Source organism: Dyella sp. RRB7 (assembly GCF_022761115.1).
Lineage (GTDB): Bacteria > Pseudomonadota > Gammaproteobacteria > Xanthomonadales > Rhodanobacteraceae > Dyella.
In genome coordinates, this window is record NZ_JAKWJS010000005.1 from 117,216 (window position 1) to 139,532 (window position 22,317).

The window sequence follows — 22,317 nt, forward strand, 5'->3', positions numbered from 1 at the left end:
CCCGTGAACGACGATACGCTCCAGCGCTACCTGATCCGCCTTTTCGAGCGCCACGACGTCGAGCTGGAGCCCGACGAGGAGTGGCTGATGACCGATGGCGACTTTCCCGCCATTCGCGCCACCTGGCATGAGGGGGCTGCGGGCGAAGCTGGCCGTCTGGACGTCGATATCGTGATCAGCGAAGAGCGCCATATCGAGGAAAGCTTTGCCGGCATCGGCGGTGGCGAGGTTGGCTGCCGCGACGCGCTGGGTGTGTTCGAGCGCAGCGAATTCCACGTGCTGCTGGCGGCGTGCTGGTATGTCACCGACGAACGTCGCATGCAGCTGGAAAGCTGGGAGATGGGGCCGCGCACCTGGGACGCCTTTATCGGTCCGCTGGTATCGACCCGCGAAGGCATTGCTGCGCCAGACGGGCTGGTGTCCGAGCTGCGCGCCGCCTTGCAGGGCGAATCGCTGACGCCGGAACTGCACTGGGTGCGCTTGTTCTATCGTCGCGGCGATGATGGCCAGGCCAGCACCGAGGCGTTGCTGGACAATGCGCCATGGCCCGCTGGCGACAAGCTGCTGACGTCGCTGGCATGGCCGGCGGCCGAGGGTCCTTACAATGCGCGCAGCTTTATCGCGCTCGACATCCGCGATTATTGAGGCCGCTGCATGACCGGCGCATCGTCCGGCCGGGCGGTTTCCTCCCAGCGGTTTACATGGGGGCCAAACCGCTCGCGCTGCTGGCGGATCACGCAGAAGCGGTGACCGCTGGGCGCCTGCATCACCCACCAGCGCTCGCGCACACAGGCCACGCGTTTCGCGCCGAGTTTCTCCAGCCGCTCCACTTCGGCTTCCAGATCATCCGTTTCGATATCCAGGTGCACACGGCTTTTGTGCTCCACGCGCTGCAGAAGAATGATCGGCTCGTCATCCGCGGTGGCCAGTTCGGCATAACGGCCGTCACCATCCTGGTCCAGCGTGACGATGGACTTGCCCAGCGCGTGGCTCCAGAAGGTGGCCGCCTCGGCGAGGTCGCTGGCCTGGCAATCGATGACAATGCTGCTTAGTCGGCTGTGGTGCATGGGAGATCCACCTCGGGACTAGGTAAGGCGTATAGCGTCAGTAATCCAAATGCCGTTATATCGCAGCTTTCGATGGATGGCTCCGCCATGGAACGGTGGCGACGCTTGATGTTAGACGGCGGCAACTGGCACGACATCAAAAGCCATTGTCAGTCGATGCTCTTCTGTTGCGCTGGTGAATGGAACAGTGCCATGCCACATCCATGATGGAAACAGCACAAGCATGCCAGGGACTGGGCGGACAAAGTAATCTGGACTCAGCGCTGGCTGCGTGATCAAACCTGGTTCGCCGAACTTCAGCCAGCCCTGCTTGTCGCCATTGTTGACCGCCTCCGGAACTTCGATATAGCAGGCGGACGAAATCCAGCCCTTGCCGTGAAAGTGATTCACATGATGGCCATGCGGCTGCAGCCGCACGGACCACAAGCCGTTAAGTCGGTAGTTTCCCGTTGCTCGCCTATGCCAGGGCGTGTCCCCGATCCTCAACCTGTTCATGTAGCGGTCTATCGGACCATGGATGGCCTTTGGTAGGGCCCTTATCGCCGGCATAAGGGTTTCAGTAACGCGATGCTCGACCTGCGTGCCTCGGCGTACGCTTTGGTCCACTGGCTCCGCCAGCAATGCATGTTCATGGCGCAGGTCTTCAGCCAGATCGGACAGGTAGTGGTCCAGGTCCGACCAGCCGTCGGGAACGTCCAGCATGCAGGCCTGGACCAGGGACTCATAGTCGTGGAAAGGACGGTAGCGAGGGTCATCGAGCAAGCGCCACGACGCTGTTTGCAGGGCTATGGCATGGTTGTCATGCGGGTTTGCGGTCAGCAAACGTTCGGCGATATTGGCCGCCACCTCGGGGCGGCCGGTTGCCAGCATCGTATCCGCGTATAGCCCTGCTACCCCGGCATGGCTTGGGGCCAGCCGCATCGCATGTTCCGCGTGAAGGGCAGCTCTGGCGGCGTCCATATCTATGGACGTCTGGGCGGCCATGATGCGTAGAGTTAGATGGTTGGGATTAGAAGAAATAAGACGTTCAAGTTCTTCTTTTGCTTCCACATGGCAGTTGGCGATGCGCATGATCCTGGCCCTTACGACCTGCAGATCAAGTGCGCGAGCGTCACGGAATTGACGAACGGCACGGTCGATCTCGGCCAAGGCGGCGCGGATATCACGAGTGCGCATCCAAATAAGTTCCGCCAGCGCCGAATGTGCCGCGGTATCCCAGGGCTTGTGCATCAAGGTGCGGTGAAATTCCGCTTCAGCCTCATCGTATTGGCGCATTTCGAAAAAGGAGCGCGCCAATACCGAGCGGCTCCCAGCATTGTCCAGGCCTTTGGCAATGGCGGCTTGGGCAGACGCATTGGCAGCGTGGCTTTGGCCATCTTGCCCAAGTGCCACGGCGAGTCCAAGGTGCGCCACGCCGTTGCCGGGCGCTGCCGCAATGGCATGGTGAAACGCCGCAATGGCCTCCTTGAGATGGCCCATTTCCAAAAGAATCTGCGCACGCTGGAGCAGAATGGGGGGCGCTGGGGAATCCGTGGCGGCGCAGTAGTTGTCTATCAGGCCAAGGCCATCCTGAGCCCGTTCCTGTGCCAGAAGTACCCGTACCAGTGCCGAGATAATGGCGGGCTCGGAGCGTTTCCGCGCCAGGCATTGCCGAAGAAGTTGCTCGGCCTCTCGTGGCCTTCCCTGGAGAAGGAGCGCTTCACTCTGAGCGATGACACTGGATAGTTCGCTAGCTAGCGCTGCTTTGTCCAATGCGGCATCGGACAAAGGAAAAGGAATGCCATGAGCAGACCGTTGTTCTTCCATGAACACACCACCAAATTCCAAGGGGGCGGCGACTTTTCCAAACTGCATGTCGCGCGTGGCAGCATGCTAGGCCCGTGGATGGATAGGTTTAAATGTGCCTGATGGCATATCTGCACGAACATCCCGCACCCGTGATGTTCTTGATCGTGACGTCGCGACCATGTGCCTCAACGGAGGTGGCGCTTGTGGGTGTTAGCTTCTTTGCGGCTGGAATGGCGGTATTTGCAACGGAGCAAGCATGAGCGAGACGTTCGACGATTTGCAGACCAGCTATGGACGCTGTCTGCGCCATGGCGGTTTCATCGCCCGCTTCTATGAAATCTTCATGGCCAGTCATCCCGATATCCCGGGCATGTTCAAGGACACGGATTTCAGCCGCCAGTATCTGGCGCTGCGTCGTGGCATCACCGCGGCCATCACGCATGCGGGTGGCAGCACCTTGTCCAGGCGCATGATGACGGAGATGGCACAAGTGCATGGCCGCAAAGGGCGGGCACCGGTGTCTCCCGAGATGTATCAGTATTGGGTGGAGAGCTTGCTGCGTGCGCTGGCCGAGTACGATCCGCAATACAACTTTGCCCTTGAGCAGCGCTGGCGAAAAGCGCTGGCGCAGACCACTCAGTATTTCATCGCCCTTTATTGATTGATGGGCGAAAAAAAGCCCCGGCATGGCCGGGGCTTTTCGTGCAACGGTTCGCCTTAGTTCGGCAGGCCCAGGTCGTCCAGCAGGGCCTTGAGGAAGCGCGCCGCTTCGCCGCCGGTGGCGGCGCGGTGATCGAAGGTCAGCGAGATCGGCAGGCGGCGATGCACTTCGATGCCGCCGATCACCGCCACCACGTCATGGCTCAGCTTGCCCGCGCCGATGATGGCGACGGTGGGCGGCACCACCACCGGGGTGGCGTAGCGGCCGGCGAACATGCCGAAGTTCGACAGGCTGATGGTGTAGCCCGAGAGTTCCGAGGCCGGGATGCTGCGGTCTTCCACCTGCGAGCGCAGGCGCTTGATCGCGGCGCGCACGCCGGCGCCGTCGAGCACGTCGGCGTTGCGCAGCGCGGGCACGAACAGGCCATCCTCGGTGTCCACGGCGATGCCGATGTCCACGTGCGGATGCAGCGTGCGGGTGAGGTTCTTGCCGTCGAACCAGGCATTGAGGGCCGGCACGGTTTTGCAGGCCACCACGATGGCGCGGATCAGGCGTGCGGTGATGTCCTGCTTGCCGATCCAGGCGTGCAGGTCGGCGTCGTCCACCAGGGTGGTCGGCACCACGTTGGCGTGAGCCTCGGCCATCACGCGCGCCATGTTGCGGCGAACGCCCTTGAGCTGTTCCGGCTGGCCGCTGGCGTGCACGCTCGGCGGGGCCGTGCGTACCGGCTTGCCGGCGAGCGAGGTCGGGCCGCGGACCGGTTCCGGCTGCGGCAGCTCGGGCGCCAGGTGGCGACCGGCGGAGGCTGGCACGGCGCGGGCGGGTGCGGCGCCCAGCGCAGCGGTGCCGTTGGCGGCGGCGTTCTTCACGTCCTGCAGGGTGACCACGCCATCGGCGCCGCTGGGCTTTACGCGGGTGAGATCGACCTTGAGCTTCTTGGCCAGCGCGCGCACCGCCGGCACGGCCTTCACGCCGCCGATGCTGGCTGCCTGTTCGACGTGCACGTGGCTGCCGCTGACCATGGCGCCGACTACGGTGCCTTCGTCCTCGCGATCGGCGGAACCGTTGCTGTCGATCTCGCCGCCCTCGTCGGAGGCGACGACCTTGTGCGCGTCGGCGGTGGCGCTGCCGGCGCCTTTCTTCGGACCGTGGTGATGGCCGGTGGATTCGGCTTCGGCGCGCTGCTTGGCGTTCGGGTCGGGCTCGAACTCGGCCAGCGCCGAGCCGGTCTCGATGATGTCGCCGGCAGCACCATGCAGCTTGGTCACCTTGCCGGTGTACGGGGAGGGCACGTCCACCACGGCCTTGGCCGTTTCCATCGACACCAGCGGGGCGTCGAGCTTGATGGTGTCGCCTTCCTTCACGTGCCACTCGACGATGGTGGCGTCGGGCAGGCCCTCGCCGAGGTCCGGCAGGTAGAACGTCTTGATGTCGGCCATGATCGGGGTTCCGAAAGTTTTGGGGTATTCGTTGCTTGGCTCCCTTCCCTGCGCGTAGCAGGGGAGGGCTGGAGAGGGGTGAAGCTTCCCCCTCCCAGCCTCCCCCTGCTTGCAGGGGGGAGGCGCTTAAGGGCTTAGCTGGCCGCCAGCGTACGCTTGGCGGCTTCCACCACGCGCTCGGTGCTCGGCAGGTATTTCATTTCCAGGCGGAACAGCGGGATGTGCGTGTCGTAGCCGGTGACGCGCTCGACCGGCGCCAGCAGGTCGTACAGGCATTCCTCGGCGACGCGCGCGGCAATCTCGGCGCCGAAGCCGGCGGTCTTGGGTGCTTCGTGCACGATCACGCAGCGGCCGGTCTTCTGCACCGACTCGGCGATGGTGTCGAAGTCCAGCGGGGTCAGCGTGGCCACGTCGATCACCTCGGCGCTGATGCCATCGGCAGCCAGCTCATCGGCGGCTTCCAGGGCTTCCTTCACCTGCGCGCCCCAGGTCACGATGGTGACGTCGGTGCCGTCGCGCAGCACGAAGCACACGTCCAGCGGCAGCGCCTCGCCGTCATCGGGCACTTCTTCCTTGTACTGGCGGTAGATGCGCTTGGGCTCGAAGAACATCACCGGATCCGGGTCGCGGATGGCGGCGAGCAGCAGGCCGTAGGCACGCGCCGGCGACGACGGCATCACCACGCGCAGGCCCGGGATGTTGGTGAACAGATGCTCGTTCGCTTCCGAATGATGCTCCGGTGCGCGAATGCCGCCGCCCCACGGTGCACGCCACACGGCCGGCACGGTGATGCGACCGCGCGTGCGGTTGCGCATGCGCGCGGCGTGGCAGGCGATCTGCTCCATCATCGGATAGATGAAGCCTTCGAACTGGGCTTCGGCGACCGGCTTCATGCCCTGGGCGGCCAGGCCCACGGTGACGCCGGCGATGGTGGTTTCGTCCAGCGGCGTGTCGAGCACGCGCAGCTCGCCGAATTTTTCCTGCAGGCCCTGGGTGGCGCGGAACACGCCGCCGTTGACGCCAACGTCTTCGCCCAGCACGACGACGCTTTCGTCGTGGGCCATTTCATAGGCGAGGGCCTGGGTGACGGCTTCGATAAGAGTGATCTGTGCCATGGCTTAGTGGGCCTTCTTGTCGAGCGAAAGCGCGAGGTCGCGCTGTTTTGCGAGGTCTGCGGGAACTTCGGCGAAGGTGTAGTCGAACATCGCGGTGACCGGCTGGGTCTTGGTTTCGAGGTAGGCATTCACCTCGTTGTCCATCCACTCGTCGCACTCGGCCTTCCAGGCCTCTTCCTTGGCGTCGTCCCACACGCCCTTGGCCACCAGCCAGTTGCGCAGGCGCTTCATCGGCTCCTTGGCCCAGGCGTCCTTCACTTCCTGCTCGCCACGGTAGCGGCGGGCATCGTCGGCGGTGGTGTGGTCGGACAGGCGATAGGTCACCAGCTCGAGCACACTGCCGCCTTCGCCGTTGCGTGCGCGGTCCAGCGCATCGCCCATGGCCTTGCGCACGGCGATGATGTCGTTGCCGTCCACCTGGATGCAGTACAGGCCGGCCGCAATGCCCTTCTGGGCCAGCGTGGGCGCGCCCGACTGGATCTTGCGCGGCACCGAGATGGCCCACTGGTTGTTCACGATCACCGCCACCAGCGGCAGGTTTTGCGCACCGGCGATGTTGATGGCGCCGTAGAAGTCGCCCTTGGACGAACCGCCGTCGCCGATGGTGCACACGGCCACGCGCTTCTCGTTGCGGATCTTGAACGCCAGCGCGGAGCCGGCGGCATGCAGGCATTGCGTGGCGATCGGCACCGACCAGGCGAAGTCGTGGCGGGCCGGCTCTTTCTGGTAATCGTTGCCGCGCTCGTCGCCGCCCCAGTACATGTACACCTCGCGCGGCTGCACGCCGCGGTACAGCTGGGCGCCGTATTCGCGGTAGCTGGGTGCGAACACGTCTTCGGGCTTCATGGCGCTGCCGATGCCCACGTGCGCGGCCTCGTGGCCCAGGCAGCTGGCATAGGTGCCGAGCTTGCCGGTACGCTGCAAGGCGACCGACTTGGCGTCGAACACGCGGGTGGACAGCATCAGCTTGTACAGCTCGACCATGTGGTCGAGGTCGCTGGCGAAGGCAGGCAGATCGTCACGGACCTGCTTGCCCTCGGCATCGAGATACTGCAGGTATTCGATTTCAAACTTGGCGGCGATGGACACGACTCGCTCCCGGAGTGAGTAATGGTGGAAATAGGGGTGCAGGGAGGTGGCGGCCCATCCAGTGGGGCCAGGCACGCATAACGTCCTGACAAGACCGCATTTGATAACAGGCGGGGATGTTGCGCTGCAAGGTACAGCGCAGCATGCGGGATCGTACGGAAGCCCCCGTGACAGCGGTTACCATGCGCATTCCCCCGCTAACAGAATGGCCATGACCCAGAACCAGCGCGACCTTGAGGCCGGCATCGAACTCGACCTGAACGGGCGACTGACCTACGGCGGCTACCTGCGACTGGATGCCCTGCTTTCGTCGCAGCGCCCCCTGAGTGCCCCGCCGCATCACGACGAAATGCTGTTCATCGTGCAGCACCAGGTGGCCGAGCTGTGGATGAAGCTGATCATCCATGAGCTGAAGGCGGCCGTGGAGCACTTGCAGCGGGACGACCTGGACACCTGCCTGAAGATCCTGGCCCGGGTGAAGCAGGTGCAGCGCCAGCTGTTCGAGCAATGGGCGGTGCTGGAGACACTTACCCCGTCCGAGTACCTGGAATTCCGCGGCGTGCTGGGGGCCTCGTCGGGCTTCCAGTCGCTGCAGTACCGGCAGATCGAATTCCTGCTGGGCAACAAGAACGCCCAGATGCTGCAGGTGTTTGCGTATGACCCGTCCGCGCAGGCCGCGTTGCGTGCGGTGCTGGAGGCCCCGGGCCTGTACGACGAATTCCTGCGTTATCTCGCGCGCCGCGGGCACGACGTGCCGCACGCGCTGGTGGAGCGGGACTGGACGCAGCCCTATCAGCGGCATGAGGCACTGCTGCCGGTGTTCAAGCGCATCTATGAGAACCGCGCGGCGTTCTGGCCGGAATACCACATGTGCGAGCAACTGGTGGATGTGGAGGGCAGTTTCCAGCTTTGGCGTTTCCGCCATATGAAAACCGTCGAGCGCATCATCGGACACCGGCGCGGCACGGGCGGTTCCTCTGGCGTGGCGTTCCTCAAGCAGGCGCTGGACCTGCAGTTTTTCCCGGAGCTGCTGGACGTGCGCACCGAACTGGGCACGTGACCCGACGCCTCTCGCCGCCCGCCATGGACGCAGCGCGGGCGGCCAATGATATTTCTCAACTTTTCACCATGACGGTCGCTGCGCCATGCATCGACCTGTTTGCAGGGGACTTTGCATGAACGATACCGTGACGGCGCCAGCGTCCGCGCCCGATTTTCCGCAGACCCTTGGGCATCCGAGACCCTTGTGGATGCTGTTCATGACCGAGTTCTGGGAGCGCTTTGCGTTCTACAGCGTCAGCTGGGCGCTGGCCTTGTACATCGTGGCGCACTTCTACCACGGCGATCCCGCCGGCGAGGCCTGGGCCAGCAAGATCTACGGCGCCTACACGGCGCTGATCTATGCCACCAGCATTTTTGGCGGCTACGTCGCCGACAAGGTGATCGGCTACCAGCGCTCGATCCTGCTTGGCGCGCTGGTGATGGCGGCGGGGCTGTTCGTGGTGATGCTGCCCAGCAAGGCGTTGTTCCTGCTCGGCCTGGCGATGGTGGTGGTCGGCAATGGCCTGTTCAAGCCGAACATCTCCTCGATGGTTGGCCAGCTCTACGGACCCACGGACGATCGGCGCGATCGCGGCTTCACCCTGTTCTACATGGGCATCAACGGGGGTGCCTTGCTGGCGCCGTTGCTCACCGGCTGGCTGGCCAGCCATTTCACCGACACGCCGATGCAGGAGAACTACCGCATCGTGTTCGGCGCGGCGGGCGTGGGTATGGTGCTGAGCCTGTTCTGGTTCTGGTTCGGCCGCCGTGGCTTGCGTGGCGTCGGTCGGCCGGCGCCGGAAGCGGCCAGCCGCCTGCGCGTGGTGTGGGTGGCGCTGGGCGTGGCGGCGGCGGTGCCGCTGGTGTATCTGCTGCTGGCCTTTATCGGGGCCAATGGGCTGCAGTGGCTGCTGGGCCTGTTGTTTGTCGGCGTGGCCACGATGCTGATCGTGGAGGCGGTGCGGCACGACCGCGTGCAGTTGCACCGGGTGATCGCCATGCTGGTCATTTTTGTCTTCAACATCCTGTTCTGGATGTTCTATTTCCAGCTGGGCACATCCTTCAATTTCCTCGCGGCGAACATGGTCGACCGTGAGATGTTCGGCGGCTGGGTGTTTCCGGTGGGCTGGTTCCAGTCGGTGAGTCCGCTGGCGATCATCGTGCTGGCGCCGCTGGTGACCCAGGTGTGGTCGTTCCTGGCCCGGCACGGCAAAGAGCCCTCGATCCCGCGCAAGTTCGGCCTGGGACTGGTCTTCAACGGCCTGGGCTTCACCGCGCTGATGTTCGCGTTGTCCCGCCTGGTGGATGCCCACGGGCTGATCCCGTTCTGGCCGCTGACGCTTTGCTACGTGCTGCAGACCGCGGGCGAGCTGTGCCTGTCGCCGATCGGCCTGTCGATGGTGACCAAGCTGGCGCCGCCGCGGCTGGTGGGGGTGGCGATGGGGGGCTGGTTCCTGTCGATGGCAGTGGGGGGCAACCTGTCGGGCTTGCTGGCCGGCCAGATCAGCGGCGAAAGCGGTATGACCGCCGCCTCCGCGCTGAGCGGCTTCACCTTCAGTTTCTGGCTGCTGGCCGGCGCTGGCGTGCTGCTGCTGGTGATCTCGCCGTTGATCAACCGGCTGATGCACGGCGTGCGCTGAGCGGGTTGGAGGGAATTCGTAAAATGTTGCGGTGCATTTGACGGCCCAGGCGGCGGCCGGTTACACCTCCATGCTGCCCATAACCCGGTCTGCCCCCCAGGGCCGGCCCGCACCCGACAGGAACGGCATGAATCATCCCTCCGCCCCGGCATCGCCGGCGCCCGCTTACCCGCAGACCCTGGGCCATCCGCGGCCGTTGTGGATGTTGTTCATGACGGAGTTCTGGGAGCGCTTTGCGTTCTACGGCATCCGCTGGGCGCTGGTGCTGTACATCGTGTCCCAGTTCTTCGGGGGCGACGCCACGGGCGAGGCGACCGCCAATCGCACCTATGGGGCCTATCTGGCGCTGGTGTACGCCGCGGCGATCTTCGGCGGCTATATCGCCGACCGGGTGCTGGGCTATCAGCGCTCGATCCTGGTGGGCGCGCTGGTGATGGCGGCCGGCCTGTTCGCCATTGCGGTGCCCGAGAAGCACATCTTCGAGCTGGGCCTGGCCACGATCATCGTCGGCAACGGGCTGTTCAAGCCGAACATCTCCACCATGGTGGGCAAGCTCTATGGCGTTTCCGACGCGCGCCGGGACAGCGGCTTCACCATCTTCTATATGGGCATCAACCTGGGCGCGATGATCTCGCCGGTGCTTACCGAATGGCTGGCCAAGGCGGTGTTCGGCAGCAACGCCATGCCCAGCTACAAGTACGTGTTCATCGCCTCGGGCGTGGGCATGCTGATCAGCCTGGGCTGGTTCTGGGTGGGGCGCCGCGGGCTCAAGGACGTGGGCCTGCCGCCCAAGGGCGGCGAGAGCCCGCTGCGCGTGGTGGCGGTGCTGGTCGGCATGCTGGTGGCGGTGCCGGTGGTGTTTTCGCTGCTGGCGGCCGGCGCGGGCTTCCTGCAGTGGGTGCTGAGCATCCTGTTCCTGGCGCTGTCCGCGCTGCTGCTGGTGGAGGGCATCCGCGAGGGCAAGGTGCAGCGCGACCGGGTGATCGCCATGCTGATCATCTTCGCGTTCAACGTGCTGTTCTGGATGTTCTTCGAGCAGGCGGGCAGCTCGTTCACCTTCCTGGCCGACAAGATCGTCAATCGCCAGCTGGGCGATTTCAACTTTCCCACGGCATGGTTCCAGTCGGTCAACTCCATCGCCATCATCACGCTGGCGCCGCTGATCGCCTGGATCTGGGTGGCCATGAAGCGCCGCAATCCATCGATCCCGCGCAAGTTCGGCCTGGGGCTGATCTTCAACGGCCTGGCTTTCCTGCTGCTGATGTTCGCGCTGTCGAGCCTGGTGAACGAGCACGGCAAGATTCCGTTCTGGACCCTGTTCATGGTCTACGTGATCCAGTCGGTGGGCGAGCTGTGCCTGTCGCCGATCGGCCTGTCGATGGTGACCAAGCTGGCGCCGCTGCGCCTGGTGGGCTTTGGCATGGGCGGCTGGTTTCTCTCTACCGGCATCGGCAACAACCTGTCCGGCATCTTTGCCGGACACGTCAGCGGCGAGCGCGGCATGACGGTGCCGTCTGCGCTGAGCGGCTATACCTTCGGTTTCTGGTCGCTGCTGGGCGCGGGCGCTCTGCTATTCCTGATCGCGCCGCTGATCAATCGCCTGATGCACGGCGTGAAGTAACGCTCCGACCTCGTCATTTCCGCTTTCGCGGGAATGACGAACAAAAAATCGCGACGTTCGATGCTTACTTCTGCTCGATCGCCTGTAGCTTGTCCAGGATGCGCATCAGCCAGACGCGTTCCTCTTCATCCAGCCTGGCCAACAGCTCGCGCTCGTGCGCGCGGGCCATCGGCGCCACCACTTCGTGCACGGCCCAGCCCGCCTCGCTCAAGCCCAGCACCGAGCGGCGCTTGTCGCCGTCGTGGATGGCGCGGGTTACCCAGCCCGATTCCACCAGCTTGGCCAGCGCGCGGCTCACGGCGACCTTGTCCATCAGCGTGCGCTCGGCCACTTCACGCGCCGACAGCCCGTCGAAGCGGGCCAGCACGGCCATCACGCGCCATTCCGTCATGCTCAGGTCGAAACGCCGCTGGTATTCGTCGGCGATGGACTGGCTCACCGCATTGGAGAGGATGGAAAGCCGGTAGGGCAGGAAGTGCTCCAGCTCCAGCGGGGCGTGGTCGGGGTGACGTTCGTCGGGCACTGTTGCGGCGCTCCTTGCAAATGGTTTCATATGTAACTATAACGTCGGGATTATGAGGATGGTCGCACGCTTGGCATGGGGCCATTGAGCATCGATCCATCAGGAGATTCCCATGAGCGCACAGCCCAATCTTGGCATGCAGGTCACCACCTTCGAAAACCCCATGGGCATCAACGGTTTCGAGTTCGTTGAGTTCGCCGCGCCGGCGGGGCGTGCGCACGAGCTGCACACCTTGTTCAAGAACATGGGCTTCACCGCCGTGCTCAAGCACAAGGCGCGTCCCATCACGGTCTATCGCCAGGGCGATGTGAACGTGCTGGTCAACGAAGACCCTGATTCCTTCGCCGCCGACTTCGCCAAGGCCCATGGTCCGTGCGCGGCGGGTTTTGCCATCCGCTTCCAGAAGCCTGCCGCCGAGGTCTACGACACCGTGCTGGGCAACGGCGGCGAGGCGGTGACCGAGAAGGCCGATACCAAGGCGGTGAACGCGCCGGTGGTGAAGGGTATCGGCGACTGCATGCTGTACCTGGTGGACCGCTACGGCGACAAGGGCAGCATCTACGACGGCGACTACGAGCCGATCCCGGGTGTCGAGCAGCATCCGAAGGGCTTTGGCCTCACCTTCATCGACCACCTCACGCACAACCTCTACTTCGGCAACATGCAGAAGTGGTCGGACTACTACGAGCGCCTGTTCAACTTCCGCGAGATCCGCTACTTCGACATCAAGGGCGCCAAGACCGGCCTGGTGTCCAAGGCCATGACCGCGCCGGACGGCATCGTGCGCATTCCGCTCAACGAATCGAGCGACCCGAAGTCGCAGATCAACGAGTACCTCGATGCGTATCACGGCGAGGGCATCCAGCACATCGCCTGCTTCACCGACAACATCTACGACACGGTGGAAGCGATGCGCGCCCATGGCGTGGAGTTCCTCGATACGCCGGATACCTATTTCGACGTGATCGACCTGCGCATCCCCAACCATGGCGAAGACGTGCCCCGCCTGGCCAGGAACAAGATCCTGATCGACGCCGATCCGGAGACCAAGCAGCGCAAGCTGCTGCAGATCTTCACCCAGAACAACATCGGCCCGATCTTCTTCGAGATCATCCAGCGCAAGGGCAACGAAGGTTTCGGCGAAGGCAACTTCCAGGCGCTGTTCGAGTCGATCGAGCGCGACCAGATGAAGCGCGGTTTCCTGTAAGGCTCGAAGCTTCAAAACCCTTCTTCCCTCGGGAGTGGGATTGGGGGGCGGGTGCAGATAGGCGGCACAACGAGCGCGCGGATGCGACGCGCACCCGGCATCTTGAATCCCTTGGCCTCAAGGTTCTGCGTTACCGGGACAGTGAGGTTTTGAAGCAAACGGAGAGGGTGCTCAAGCCATCTTGAGCACCTGCGAAAACCGAACCCTCGCCTTGATCCTTCTGCCGAAGGGAGCGGGGCTTTAGACGCAGAAGGCGGACTTATGTCTGAGATGGTCAGCAAAGGTTACCAATCCGGTTTCGCCAACGAATTCGCCACCGAGGCGCTGCCAGGCGTGCTTCCCGAAGGGCAGAACTCGCCCCAGCGTGTGGCGCATGGCCTGTATGCCGAGCAGATCTCCGGCACCGCCTTCACGGCGCCGCGCCACAGCAACCGCCGCAGCTGGCTCTACCGCATCCGGCCCGCCGCGATGCATCATCCGTTCGAGGCGATGCCGCAAGGGCGTTTCCACAATCGCTTCGGCGAGGTGCCGGCCAGCCCCAACCAGCTGCGCTGGAACCCGTTCCCGCTGCCCACCGAACCCACCGACTTCATCGACGGCATGATCACCATCGCCGGCAATGGCGGTGCGGGCGAGCAGTCCGGCGTGGGCATCCACATTTATGCGGCCAATCGTTCGATGGAAGGCCGCTTCTTCTACAACGCCGACGGTGAGCTGCTGATCGTGCCGCAGCAGGGCCGTCTGCGCCTGGCCACCGAGCTGGGCGTGATCGAGCTGGAGCCGCTGGAGATCGCGGTGATCCCGCGCGGCGTGCGCTTCCGCGTCGAGCTGCTGGACGAGGCCGCACGCGGTTATGTCGCCGAGAATTTCGGCGCGCTGCTGCGCCTGCCGGACCTCGGCCCCATCGGCAGCAATGGCCTGGCCAACCCGCGCGACTTCCTTACGCCCAACGCAGCCTATGAGGACGTGGAGGGCAAGTTCGAGCTGGTCGCCAAGTTCCAGGGCAACCTGTGGCGCGCGGCGATCGACCACTCGCCGCTCGACGTGGTCGGCTGGCACGGCAACTACGCGCCGTACAAGTATGACCTGCGCCGCTTCAACACCATCGGCTCGATCAGCTACGACCATCCGGACCCGAGCATCTTCCTGGTGCTGCACTCGCCCAGCGATACCGCCGGCGTGAGCAACATGGATTTCGTGATCTTCCCGCCGCGCTGGCTGGTGGCGCAGCACACCTTCCGTCCGCCGTGGTTCCATCGCAATATCGCCAGCGAATTCATGGGCCTGATCACCGGCGCCTATGACGCCAAGGCCGAAGGCTTCGTGCCGGGCGGCGCCTCGTTGCACAATTGCATGAGCGGGCATGGGCCGGACGCGGCCACGTTCGAGAAGGCTTCCGCCGCGGATCTGTCCAAGCCTGACGTGATCACCGGCACCATGGCTTTCATGTTCGAGACGCGCCGCGTGATTCACCCCACGCAACAGGCGCTGGACGCTCCGCAGCTGCAGGGCAATTACTATGAGTGCTGGCAGGGCATCGTCAAGCACTTCACCGGCAAGTAAGCACCGCATCCATCAAGCATGAAAGGGCTGCAGCGAAGGCGCAGCCCACGGAGTAGAGGCATGAAACTGGGTTCCCTGAAGGAGGGCGGCCGCGACGGTACGCTCATCGTCGTCAGCCGCGACCTGAAGCAGGCGGTCAAGGCGACCGGCATCGCGGCCACGCTGCAGGCGGCGCTGGACGACTGGTCGAACGTGGCGCCGCGCCTCAACGCACTGTCCGACGAGCTTCATGCCGGCCATGCGGCAGGCGCATTCGCGCTGGACATGACCGCGCTTGCTGCTCCGCTGCCGCGTGCCTATGAGTTTGTCGACGGCAGTGCCTACCTGCCCCACGTCGAGCGCGTGCGCCGCGCCCGTGGCGCCGACGTGCCCGAGTCGTTCTACACCGATCCGCTGATGTACCAGGCCACCAGCGCCGGCTTCCTGGGCCCGCGCGACCCGGTGGTGGTGCCCAGCGAGGACTATGGCATCGACCTGGAAGCCGAGGTGGTGGTGGTGACCGACGATGTGCCGATGGCGGTGACGCCGGCACAGGCCGCCGAGCACATCCAATTGGTGGGCCTGGTCAATGACGTGTCGTTGCGCGGCCTGATTCCGGCCGAGCTGGCCAAGGGCTTCGGCTTCCTGCAATCCAAGCCGCGCTCGGCGTTGTCGCCGGTGCTGGTGACGCCGGACGAACTCGCCGACGCCTGGCAGGACGAGAAGCTGCACCTGCCCATGCGCACCTGGCTCAACGGCAAATGGTTCGGTGAAGCCGAGTGCGGCGTGGACATGCAGTTCAACTTCGCCCAGTTGGTGGCGCATGCGGCCAAGACGCGTCCGCTCACCGCCGGCACCATCGTCGGTTCCGGCACCATCGCCAACGAGGACACCGGCAAGGGTGCCTCCTGCCTGGCCGAGCAGCGCACGGTGGAAACCCTGCGCGACGGCAAGCCGACCACGCCGTTCCTGGCGTTCGGCGACAGCCTGCGCATCGACGTGACCGACAAGCATGGCGCATCGATCTTTGGTGCCATCGAGCAGGTCATCGCGCCCCTGAAGCGCTGATGGCTCGGCACCGGTAGGGTCGCGGCGAGCTACCACAGCGTGGCCGCCACGGACCTACACGAATTGTCGCAGCACCCTGATGGTTGTCAGGGGCTGGGTCATGGCGAGCAGCGATACTGCCGCGCATGCGCACGACCACGACCGTTCCCGAATTCGATCCGGCACTCATTGCCCGTTACGACGTCGCCGGTCCCCGCTACACCAGTTATCCCACGGCGCCGCAATTCCACGCCGGCTTTGACGAGGCGGCGCTGCGCGAGGCAGCCAGAGTGTCGAACGAGGCAGTCGAAGCGCGGCCGCTGTCGCTGTACCTGCACGTGCCGTTCTGCTTCAGCCCCTGCTTCTATTGCGGCTGCAACCGCATCATCACGCGGGACCTGGGCAAGGCCGATCATTACCTGGGTTACCTGCAGCGCGAGCTGGCGATGGCCGGCCAGCTGTTCGATCGCCGGCGGCCGCTGCGCCAGTTGCACCTGGGCGGCGGCACGCCCAATTTTTTCGATGCGTCGCGCATGGCGACGTTGGTGGAAACGCTGGAACGCCACTTCGCCTATCGTCGCGAAGGGGAGCGCGAATACGGCATCGAGATCGATCCGCGCTACGCCGACGGCCAGTACGTGCGCGCACTGGCCGCGCTGGGCTTCAACCGAGTCTCGGTGGGCATCCAGGATTTCGATCCGGCGGTGCAGGCGGCGGTCAATCGCATTCAGAGCGTGGCGCAGACCCGCGGCGTGATCGATGACGCGCGGGAGGCAGGCTACGGCTCGGTCAGCGTGGACCTGATCTATGGCCTTCCGCGCCAGACCATGGAAGGTTTCTCGCGCACCCTGGATGAGGTGATCGCGCTCATGCCCGATCGCGTGGCGGTCTATGGCTATGCGCACCTGCCGCATCTGTTCAAGGCGCAGCGACAGATCGAGGTGGGCGACCTGCCCGACGCATCTTCGCGACTGGCGCTGTTCGGGCTGGCCTTCCAGAAACTGTGCGATGCCGGTTACGTATACGTGGGCATGGATCATTTCGCGCGTGCCGACGACGAGCTGGTGCGGGCCCAGCGCGCCGGCACCCTGCAACGCAATTTCCAGGGTTATTCCACCCATGGCGACTGCGACATCGTCGGCGTGGGCGTCAGCGCCATCAGCCGCATCGGCAACAGCTACAGCCAGAATGCCCGCGATCTCCCTGGCTACCAGACGGCGTTGGATGCCGGTCGCCTGCCGGTGGTTCGAGGCGTCGCACTCCATAAGGACGACCTGGTTCGCCGCAGCCTGATCGGCGAACTGATGTGCCATGGCGAACTGGACATGCCCGGCTTCGGCGCGCGCCACGGGCTGGATTTCAACGAGTACTTCGCTGCCGAACTGAAGCGCGTCGCAGCGCTTGTTGCCGACGACCTGGTCAGGTTCGACGAAGGCACGATCCGGGTGACCTCGCGCGGGCGGTTGCTGTTGCGGAACATTGCCATGTGCTTCGACGCCTACCTCGCCGCGTCCGCGGAAGCGCCACGTTTCTCGCGCACGATTTGACTGCAGGGCGCCGTGGGCATCGGCGCATGAGTGATCCAGGCCAGGGTGCTGCGATCCAGTCATTCGCCGGGTGCCACCAAGTTGCACGAAGCGATCTGAGGCGTCTCGTCACGATGTCAACGGGGATACACAGCGCTTGTCGCGCTGTGCGCCCTTCGCTCAATACTTGATGTCCAGCTTCATCCATAGCGTGCGCCCGGGTTCGTTCACCCGCACCGTGTTGACGTAGCCCACCAGGCCGACGCTCGCCGCGTTGACATGTTCCGCATAGGTTTTGTCGAACAGGTTGTCGATACCCGCGCTGAGGGTCAGTGCGCGGCTGACGCGGTAGCCGCCATTGAGCGAAAACACGCCGAAACCGCCGCTAGGCCCCAGGTCCTGCCCGACGATATTGCCTTGGCCCACCGCGACACGATGCTGGGCGGCGGCGATGCGCCAGAGTCCACCGACCGACCAGGCACCGGTGTCATAGGTGAGTCCCAGCCTCGTTTCCAGGGGCGGCATCTGCGGCAGCGGACGATGCTCGCTCTGGTTCTGGCCCCAGGCCCAGGCGAGGGTGGCGTCGGCTTTCCAGCGCGCACCCAGGCTGTACACCAGGCCGGCCTCGCCTCCCGCGATGCGCGCATTCACGTTGCTGGCCTGGCTGGCAGTCATGCCGGTGCCATAGTCCATCACGATGAAATCATGGACCACGCCGAGATAACCGGAAACCCAGGCCTTGAGCCGCGTGTCGTTGTACTGCAGACCCACGTCGAGCTGGGTGGTCTGCTCCGGCTGCAACCGGAGAAAACTTGGCAGGCTCTTGTCCGCGTGTCGGCCGAACAATTCCCAGTAGTCGGGGAACCGTTGTACATAGCCGATGCCTGCATAGAACGTGACCGGCTGCGCGGCGAGGTCGTGCTCGTAGCGTACGAAGCCGGCGGGCAGGGTGCTCGAACGACTGGCATCGACGCCTGCTGCCACGTTACCCATGCTCATGCCGCCCATGATGGCGTTGGCCGGTAGCGCCAGGTCATAGCCGCGCACTTGCGCGCGATCCATCCGCGCGCCGCTGATCAGGCGATCACGCTCGGCCATGTTCCAGCTGAGTTCGCCGAACAGGCCCAGGCTGCCCATGCGCGCATCGCGTTGCCACGGCTGGTCCCGGTAATCGGGCAGCCTGCCACCCGCAGGGCCGCCCATGCGACTGCGGTTGATGCTGGTGCTGCCATCCATGCCGGTGACCAGGCTCAATGCCTCGGTCCATGCGAAGGTGGCGGCCACGCGTCCACCCACGGTGCGGCGATCCACGTCGCTGGCCATCGCCATCGGCATCATGCTGGACGGGCTTGGATGGCGCAGCGTGTAGTTGTCCATCACGTGGTCGATGTAGTTGTAGTAGAGCTGCGCTTCGATCCGGCTGAAGATCGCACCCGGGCGCTCGTGCTCCAGCTTCAGGCCGGCGCTGTCGTGCAGAAACTGCGCGCCGTCCATGCCGCTGAACGCGTAGGCCGCCTGGCCATTGCCCTTGCCCGCGGATAGCTCGATGCGGGTGTCGTCGTCGGGTGTCCAGCCGAGCGCGGCGTTGGCGTTCCAGCGATCCCAGGACGAATGCACGTGGTTGCCGTCGCCGTCCTTGTAGTCCTGGGCGTGGGTGTGATTGGCATCGACGGCCATATAGACGTCCGGCGTGCCCGCGCGCAGGTCGATCGTCTGGTCGTTGCGTCCGGCCGAGCCGCCGAGCAGGCTGCCGTCCACGCTGATGCCGGGTGAGGCGTAGCGCTTGAAGTCGCGCTCGAACAGCACCGTGCCGGCCGAGTTGCCCGGGCCGTACAACACCGTCTGCGGCCCCTTGATGACGGTGACGCGGTCGTACAGCTGCGGCGAGACATAGGCCGTTGGCGGGTCCATGCGCGAAGGACAGCCGCCGCCGACCTGGCCGCCATCCACCAGGATGTTCAGTCGTGAGCCCGCCATGCCGCGCAGCACCGGGTCACCGTTGCTGCCGCCTTTTCGGATGGTGGAAAAGCCCGGGATGGTCTTGAGGAAATCGGCGCCGTCGCTCGCCGGTACGGGTTGTCGTGGCGCCTTGGGATCGGTGATGACGGTGAGTGGTTTCTCCTGCATCGGCGCCGTGACCACGATGGGAGGAAGGGTCTGCAGCGGCGTGTCCTGGTCGGCGTAAGCAGGTGCCAGGGCGAGCATGAGTGCCAGGGCGAGCGCGCAGCGCCGTGTAGCGGGGCATGGGGGGCAGACACGAAATGACGGCGGCGCAGCGAGGCGCTCGCGAAAGAAGCGATATGACATGGCGAAATCCGAAAATCAGGCAGCAGGAAGCCGCGCGACGAAGCGCCGCGGCGATGACGGGGTCGTGAGTCAGTGGGTGCTGCTAGATGATCGGCGGGCCGCGCGGCGACGCGGCCATCACGCCGGGCTTGGCGTAGATGGGATCGGGCGCGGGAACTACGGAGCGTGACGTCGGTGGCGATGGCAGTCGCAGCGATGCGGCATCACCAAGCAGCGCGGGGCTATGGCCAAGCAGGCCGCAATAGCCGCACTTTTCCATCGACAGCGGATGCGGGCCGGCGGGAGCCGGGTGGTCGCGATGCGGTCCGCACATGGCTGCCATCGACGGCATGCCGCTGTCGATGGCGATTTGCGAAATCACCGGCGACACGACGGCCAGCCAGATGGCCGCCATGGCCAGCCAAGCTATCCAGCGTGGAATCTGTGGGCGCTTCGGATACATCCCAGTCGGTTACAGCGGTCGTCCCAGTCCTGGCAGCCATCTTCCCATGCGCTTGGCCATGCTGCCCTGCGGCGTGCCGTCGCGGCGCTTATCGCTCCGGCATCGGCATGCGCTCACGCCGCGGGTACGCCTGGAATGGCCAGGGCGTTGCCGTCGTCCTGCAACAGACGCTGGTGGATGGCGTCCAGATGTTCCAGCAGCTGCGCGCGCGACTCGGCGGCGTACGGGTTCTCGCGCTGGATGGCCGCGAACAGGTGGCCGGCGTCGCCACGCACGGCGGCGAGCATATGGGCCAGGCCGAGGAACGATGGCGGCGCCATCGACAAATCCTCGCCGATGCCCATCTCCACCAGCGCCTTGGCGATAAAGAACGCCAGCGCATGCGTATCGGCCATGGCGCGGTCGTGATAGGCCGCATCGCGTTCGATCACCTCGCAACCCAAGGCCTCGAACAGGCGGCGCGCGCGCTCCGTGGTTTCGGGATGTCGCACGCTGGCACACAGTACCGTGCGCAAGGGGCGTTCGCCCCGGGCCAGGCTCAGCGGGCCGAACAAGGGATGGCTGCCGATGTGCGGAATGTCATCGCCCAGCCATTCATCCATCAGCTCGCAGGGGTGCTGCTTGACGCTGCCGACATCGATGACCGTATGCCCGCGATGCAGGTATGGACGCAGCTCACGCAAGGCCGTAGCCAGTAGCGGCACCGGCATCGCGAGCACGATCCACTCGGCATCGCGGGTGGCCTCGGCCGCCGATGGGCTTGCCAGGGGCGCGGGTACGTCGGCATGAGGGTCGAATACATGCACCTGATGGCCTGCGTTGAGCAGCATCTGGGCGAAGGCCTGTCCGAAGCGGCCGTAACCTAGCAGGGCGAAGATCATCCGTGAATTCCGTGGGGGCAATGACGGCCACGATACGTGATGCCGGAATCCATCGCCGCCACTTCCGTCAATACGTGCCCTTGGTGTTTACGGCTGGGGCATGTTCTACTTTTGGACGCATTCCAACGAGGTGTCCCATGTCTCAAGTTACCCTCAAGGGCCAGCCAGTCCAGGTCGATGGCCACTTTCCCACCGACGGGGAGCAGGCTCCCGCGTTCTCCCTCGTCGGCAAGGACCTTTCCGACGTCACCTTGGCGAACTTTGCCGGCAAGCGCAAAGTGCTGAATATTTTCCCCAGCGTGGATACGCCGACCTGCGCCACCTCGGTGCGCCGCTTCAACGAGAAAGCCAGCCAGCTCGACGACGCGGTGGTGCTTTGCATCTCCGCCGATCTCCCGTTCGCACAGGCGCGCTTCTGCGGCGCCGAGGGCCTGGACAACGTGGTGACGCTGTCCACGCTGCGTGGCCATGAGTTCCTCAGGAACTATGGCGTGGCCATCGCCTCGGGCCCGCTGGCCGGTCTGGCGGCGCGCGCCGTGGTGGTGCTCGATACCCACGACAAGGTGCTGTACAGCGAGCTGGTCGGCGAGATCGCCCACGAGCCCAACTACGATGCCGCGCTGGCCTCGCTGGGCTGATTCGTTGGATCGTCGGTTGCAGGAGGAAGGCCGGATCCAGTCCGGCCTTTTCTTTGGGGATTGGCCAAAAAAAGCGGCCCGCCGAAGCAGGCCGCTTCCCCTCCCCGTTACTTTGACGCCCGCGATATCGGCGTTTACTTCCCTATGGCCAGCGCGCCCTTCATCAGTGCGGCGTGGCCTGGGAACGTGCAGAAGTAGGCATAGGTTTCGCCGGCCTTGAGCTTGGCCAGCGGGATGGTGACGCTATCGGATTCGCCGCCGCCGACCAGCTTGGTGTGCGCGATGACGCGCGGGTCCTGCGGCTTGATGTAGTCGTGGTCCGCGCCGGCCTTCATGCCATCGGCAATGATGCCGGTTTCGTCCGACGCTTCGCCCAGCACCCAGTTGTGTCCCATCGAAGCCTTGGGCAGCTTGCCGGCGTGCTTGAGCGTTACCGTGAACTGCTTGCAGGTCTTGGGTACCTCGATGCTCTTTTGGTTGAACTGCATGGCATCGCTGCCCTCGATGGTGGTCGAGCAGTCGGCGGCCCATAGGGGCGTGGCGAGCAGGCCGAGCACGGCGAGGGCAAGGGTCTTGCGGATCATCAGGCAATCTCCAGCGTAGTCATCGGAAGCCGACGAACGATGGCGCTGAAGCATGCGCGAGGTGCTGATCTGGATCAGCTTCGTACGATTGATGTCGATGCCGCGACAGTGCACCGCAGTCCCGGGAAAACAAAAGCCGGGCAATGCCCGGCTTCTGTT

Annotated in this window: 20 protein-coding genes; 10 read left to right on the forward strand and 10 right to left on the reverse strand. The window is 64.7% G+C overall.

Annotation, left to right across the window (positions count from 1 at the left end; genetic code table 11):
• Nucleotides 1–3 precede the first annotated feature (3 nt).
• On the forward strand, nucleotides 4–645 hold the full coding sequence (locus tag MJ606_RS13055; protein ID WP_243049965.1) for a DUF6348 family protein: 642 nt from the start codon (nucleotides 4–6) through the stop codon (nucleotides 643–645).
• Here the strand turns inward: MJ606_RS13055 and MJ606_RS13060 are convergent.
• Nucleotides 639–1,067 carry a VOC family protein gene (locus tag MJ606_RS13060; RefSeq protein ID WP_243049966.1) on the reverse strand — a complete coding sequence of 143 codons (429 nt, stop codon included), beginning with the start codon at nucleotides 1,065–1,067 and terminating at the stop codon, nucleotides 639–641. The genes MJ606_RS13055 and MJ606_RS13060 overlap by 7 nt on opposite strands.
• A gap of 111 nt (nucleotides 1,068–1,178) precedes the next feature.
• Nucleotides 1,179–2,921, reverse strand: coding sequence for a putative 2OG-Fe(II) oxygenase (locus tag MJ606_RS13065; RefSeq protein ID WP_243049967.1), 1,743 nt, complete (start codon nucleotides 2,919–2,921; stop codon nucleotides 1,179–1,181).
• A 190-nt stretch (nucleotides 2,922–3,111) separates the two neighbouring features.
• On the opposite strand from MJ606_RS13065, the gene MJ606_RS13070 reads away from it, so the two are divergent.
• Nucleotides 3,112–3,516 carry a globin gene (locus tag MJ606_RS13070; protein ID WP_243049968.1) on the forward strand — a complete coding sequence of 135 codons (405 nt, stop codon included), beginning with the start codon at nucleotides 3,112–3,114 and terminating at the stop codon, nucleotides 3,514–3,516.
• Nucleotides 3,517–3,572: 56 nt separating this feature from the next.
• Here MJ606_RS13070 and MJ606_RS13075 read toward each other — a convergent pair whose 3' ends face one another.
• The 3 genes from MJ606_RS13075 to pdhA form a co-directional block, all read right to left on the reverse strand.
• Nucleotides 3,573–4,955: a dihydrolipoamide acetyltransferase family protein gene (locus MJ606_RS13075; protein WP_243049969.1), complete on the reverse strand. Its 1,383-nt coding sequence runs from the start codon at nucleotides 4,953–4,955 to the stop codon at nucleotides 3,573–3,575.
• A 134-nt stretch (nucleotides 4,956–5,089) separates the two neighbouring features.
• Nucleotides 5,090–6,070 carry an alpha-ketoacid dehydrogenase subunit beta gene (locus MJ606_RS13080; protein ID WP_243049970.1) on the reverse strand — a complete coding sequence of 327 codons (981 nt, stop codon included), beginning with the start codon at nucleotides 6,068–6,070 and terminating at the stop codon, nucleotides 5,090–5,092.
• 3 nt (nucleotides 6,071–6,073) lie between these two features.
• Entirely contained in the window at nucleotides 6,074–7,159 is a 1,086-nt protein-coding gene (pdhA, locus tag MJ606_RS13085; protein ID WP_243049971.1) for a pyruvate dehydrogenase (acetyl-transferring) E1 component subunit alpha, read from the reverse strand.
• A gap of 205 nt (nucleotides 7,160–7,364) precedes the next feature.
• On the opposite strand from pdhA, the gene MJ606_RS13090 reads away from it, so the two are divergent.
• From MJ606_RS13090 to MJ606_RS13100, 3 genes are all read left to right on the forward strand, one after another.
• A complete protein-coding gene (locus MJ606_RS13090) occupies nucleotides 7,365–8,219 on the forward strand; it encodes a tryptophan 2,3-dioxygenase family protein (RefSeq protein WP_243049972.1) in 855 nt (284 codons plus the stop codon).
• Nucleotides 8,220–8,334: 115 nt separating this feature from the next.
• Nucleotides 8,335–9,840: an oligopeptide:H+ symporter gene (locus MJ606_RS13095; RefSeq protein ID WP_243049973.1), complete on the forward strand. Its 1,506-nt coding sequence runs from the start codon at nucleotides 8,335–8,337 to the stop codon at nucleotides 9,838–9,840.
• A 127-nt stretch (nucleotides 9,841–9,967) separates the two neighbouring features.
• Nucleotides 9,968–11,461: an oligopeptide:H+ symporter gene (locus tag MJ606_RS13100; protein ID WP_243049974.1), complete on the forward strand. Its 1,494-nt coding sequence runs from the start codon at nucleotides 9,968–9,970 to the stop codon at nucleotides 11,459–11,461.
• 64 nt (nucleotides 11,462–11,525) lie between these two features.
• On the opposite strand, the gene MJ606_RS13105 is transcribed toward MJ606_RS13100, so the two are convergent.
• Nucleotides 11,526–11,984, reverse strand: coding sequence for a MarR family transcriptional regulator (locus MJ606_RS13105; RefSeq protein WP_243049975.1), 459 nt, complete (start codon nucleotides 11,982–11,984; stop codon nucleotides 11,526–11,528).
• A gap of 112 nt (nucleotides 11,985–12,096) precedes the next feature.
• Between MJ606_RS13105 and hppD the strand changes: the two genes are divergently transcribed.
• The 4 genes from hppD (at nucleotide 12,097) to hemN (ending at nucleotide 17,327) form a co-directional block, all read left to right on the forward strand.
• Nucleotides 12,097–13,191, forward strand: a complete 1,095-nt coding sequence (gene hppD, locus MJ606_RS13110; RefSeq protein WP_243049976.1) for a 4-hydroxyphenylpyruvate dioxygenase — start codon at nucleotides 12,097–12,099, stop codon at nucleotides 13,189–13,191.
• 261 nt (nucleotides 13,192–13,452) lie between these two features.
• On the forward strand, nucleotides 13,453–14,754 hold the full coding sequence (hmgA, locus tag MJ606_RS13115) for a homogentisate 1,2-dioxygenase (protein WP_243049977.1): 1,302 nt from the start codon (nucleotides 13,453–13,455) through the stop codon (nucleotides 14,752–14,754).
• A 60-nt stretch (nucleotides 14,755–14,814) separates the two neighbouring features.
• On the forward strand, nucleotides 14,815–15,801 hold the full coding sequence (locus MJ606_RS13120; protein WP_243049978.1) for a fumarylacetoacetate hydrolase family protein: 987 nt from the start codon (nucleotides 14,815–14,817) through the stop codon (nucleotides 15,799–15,801).
• 125 nt (nucleotides 15,802–15,926) lie between these two features.
• Nucleotides 15,927–17,327 carry an oxygen-independent coproporphyrinogen III oxidase gene (gene hemN / locus MJ606_RS13125; RefSeq protein ID WP_243049979.1) on the forward strand — a complete coding sequence of 467 codons (1,401 nt, stop codon included), beginning with the start codon at nucleotides 15,927–15,929 and terminating at the stop codon, nucleotides 17,325–17,327.
• A 159-nt stretch (nucleotides 17,328–17,486) separates the two neighbouring features.
• Here the strand turns inward: hemN and MJ606_RS13130 are convergent, their stop codons facing one another.
• The 3 genes from MJ606_RS13130 to MJ606_RS13140 form a co-directional block, all read right to left on the reverse strand.
• Nucleotides 17,487–19,511, reverse strand: coding sequence for a TonB-dependent copper receptor (locus MJ606_RS13130; protein WP_243049980.1), 2,025 nt, complete (start codon nucleotides 19,509–19,511; stop codon nucleotides 17,487–17,489).
• 184 nt (nucleotides 19,512–19,695) lie between these two features.
• Entirely contained in the window at nucleotides 19,696–20,007 is a 312-nt protein-coding gene (locus MJ606_RS13135; RefSeq protein ID WP_243049981.1) for a DUF2946 family protein, read from the reverse strand.
• A gap of 161 nt (nucleotides 20,008–20,168) precedes the next feature.
• Entirely contained in the window at nucleotides 20,169–20,936 is a 768-nt protein-coding gene (locus tag MJ606_RS13140; protein WP_243049982.1) for a prephenate dehydrogenase, read from the reverse strand.
• A 137-nt stretch (nucleotides 20,937–21,073) separates the two neighbouring features.
• Here MJ606_RS13140 and tpx point away from each other — a divergent pair, with 137 nt between their 5' ends.
• Nucleotides 21,074–21,574 carry a thiol peroxidase gene (gene tpx, locus MJ606_RS13145; protein WP_243049983.1) on the forward strand — a complete coding sequence of 167 codons (501 nt, stop codon included), beginning with the start codon at nucleotides 21,074–21,076 and terminating at the stop codon, nucleotides 21,572–21,574.
• Nucleotides 21,575–21,708: 134 nt separating this feature from the next.
• Here tpx and azu read toward each other — a convergent pair whose 3' ends face one another.
• On the reverse strand, nucleotides 21,709–22,158 hold the full coding sequence (azu, locus tag MJ606_RS13150) for an azurin (protein ID WP_243049984.1): 450 nt from the start codon (nucleotides 22,156–22,158) through the stop codon (nucleotides 21,709–21,711).
• Nucleotides 22,159–22,317 lie beyond the last annotated feature (159 nt).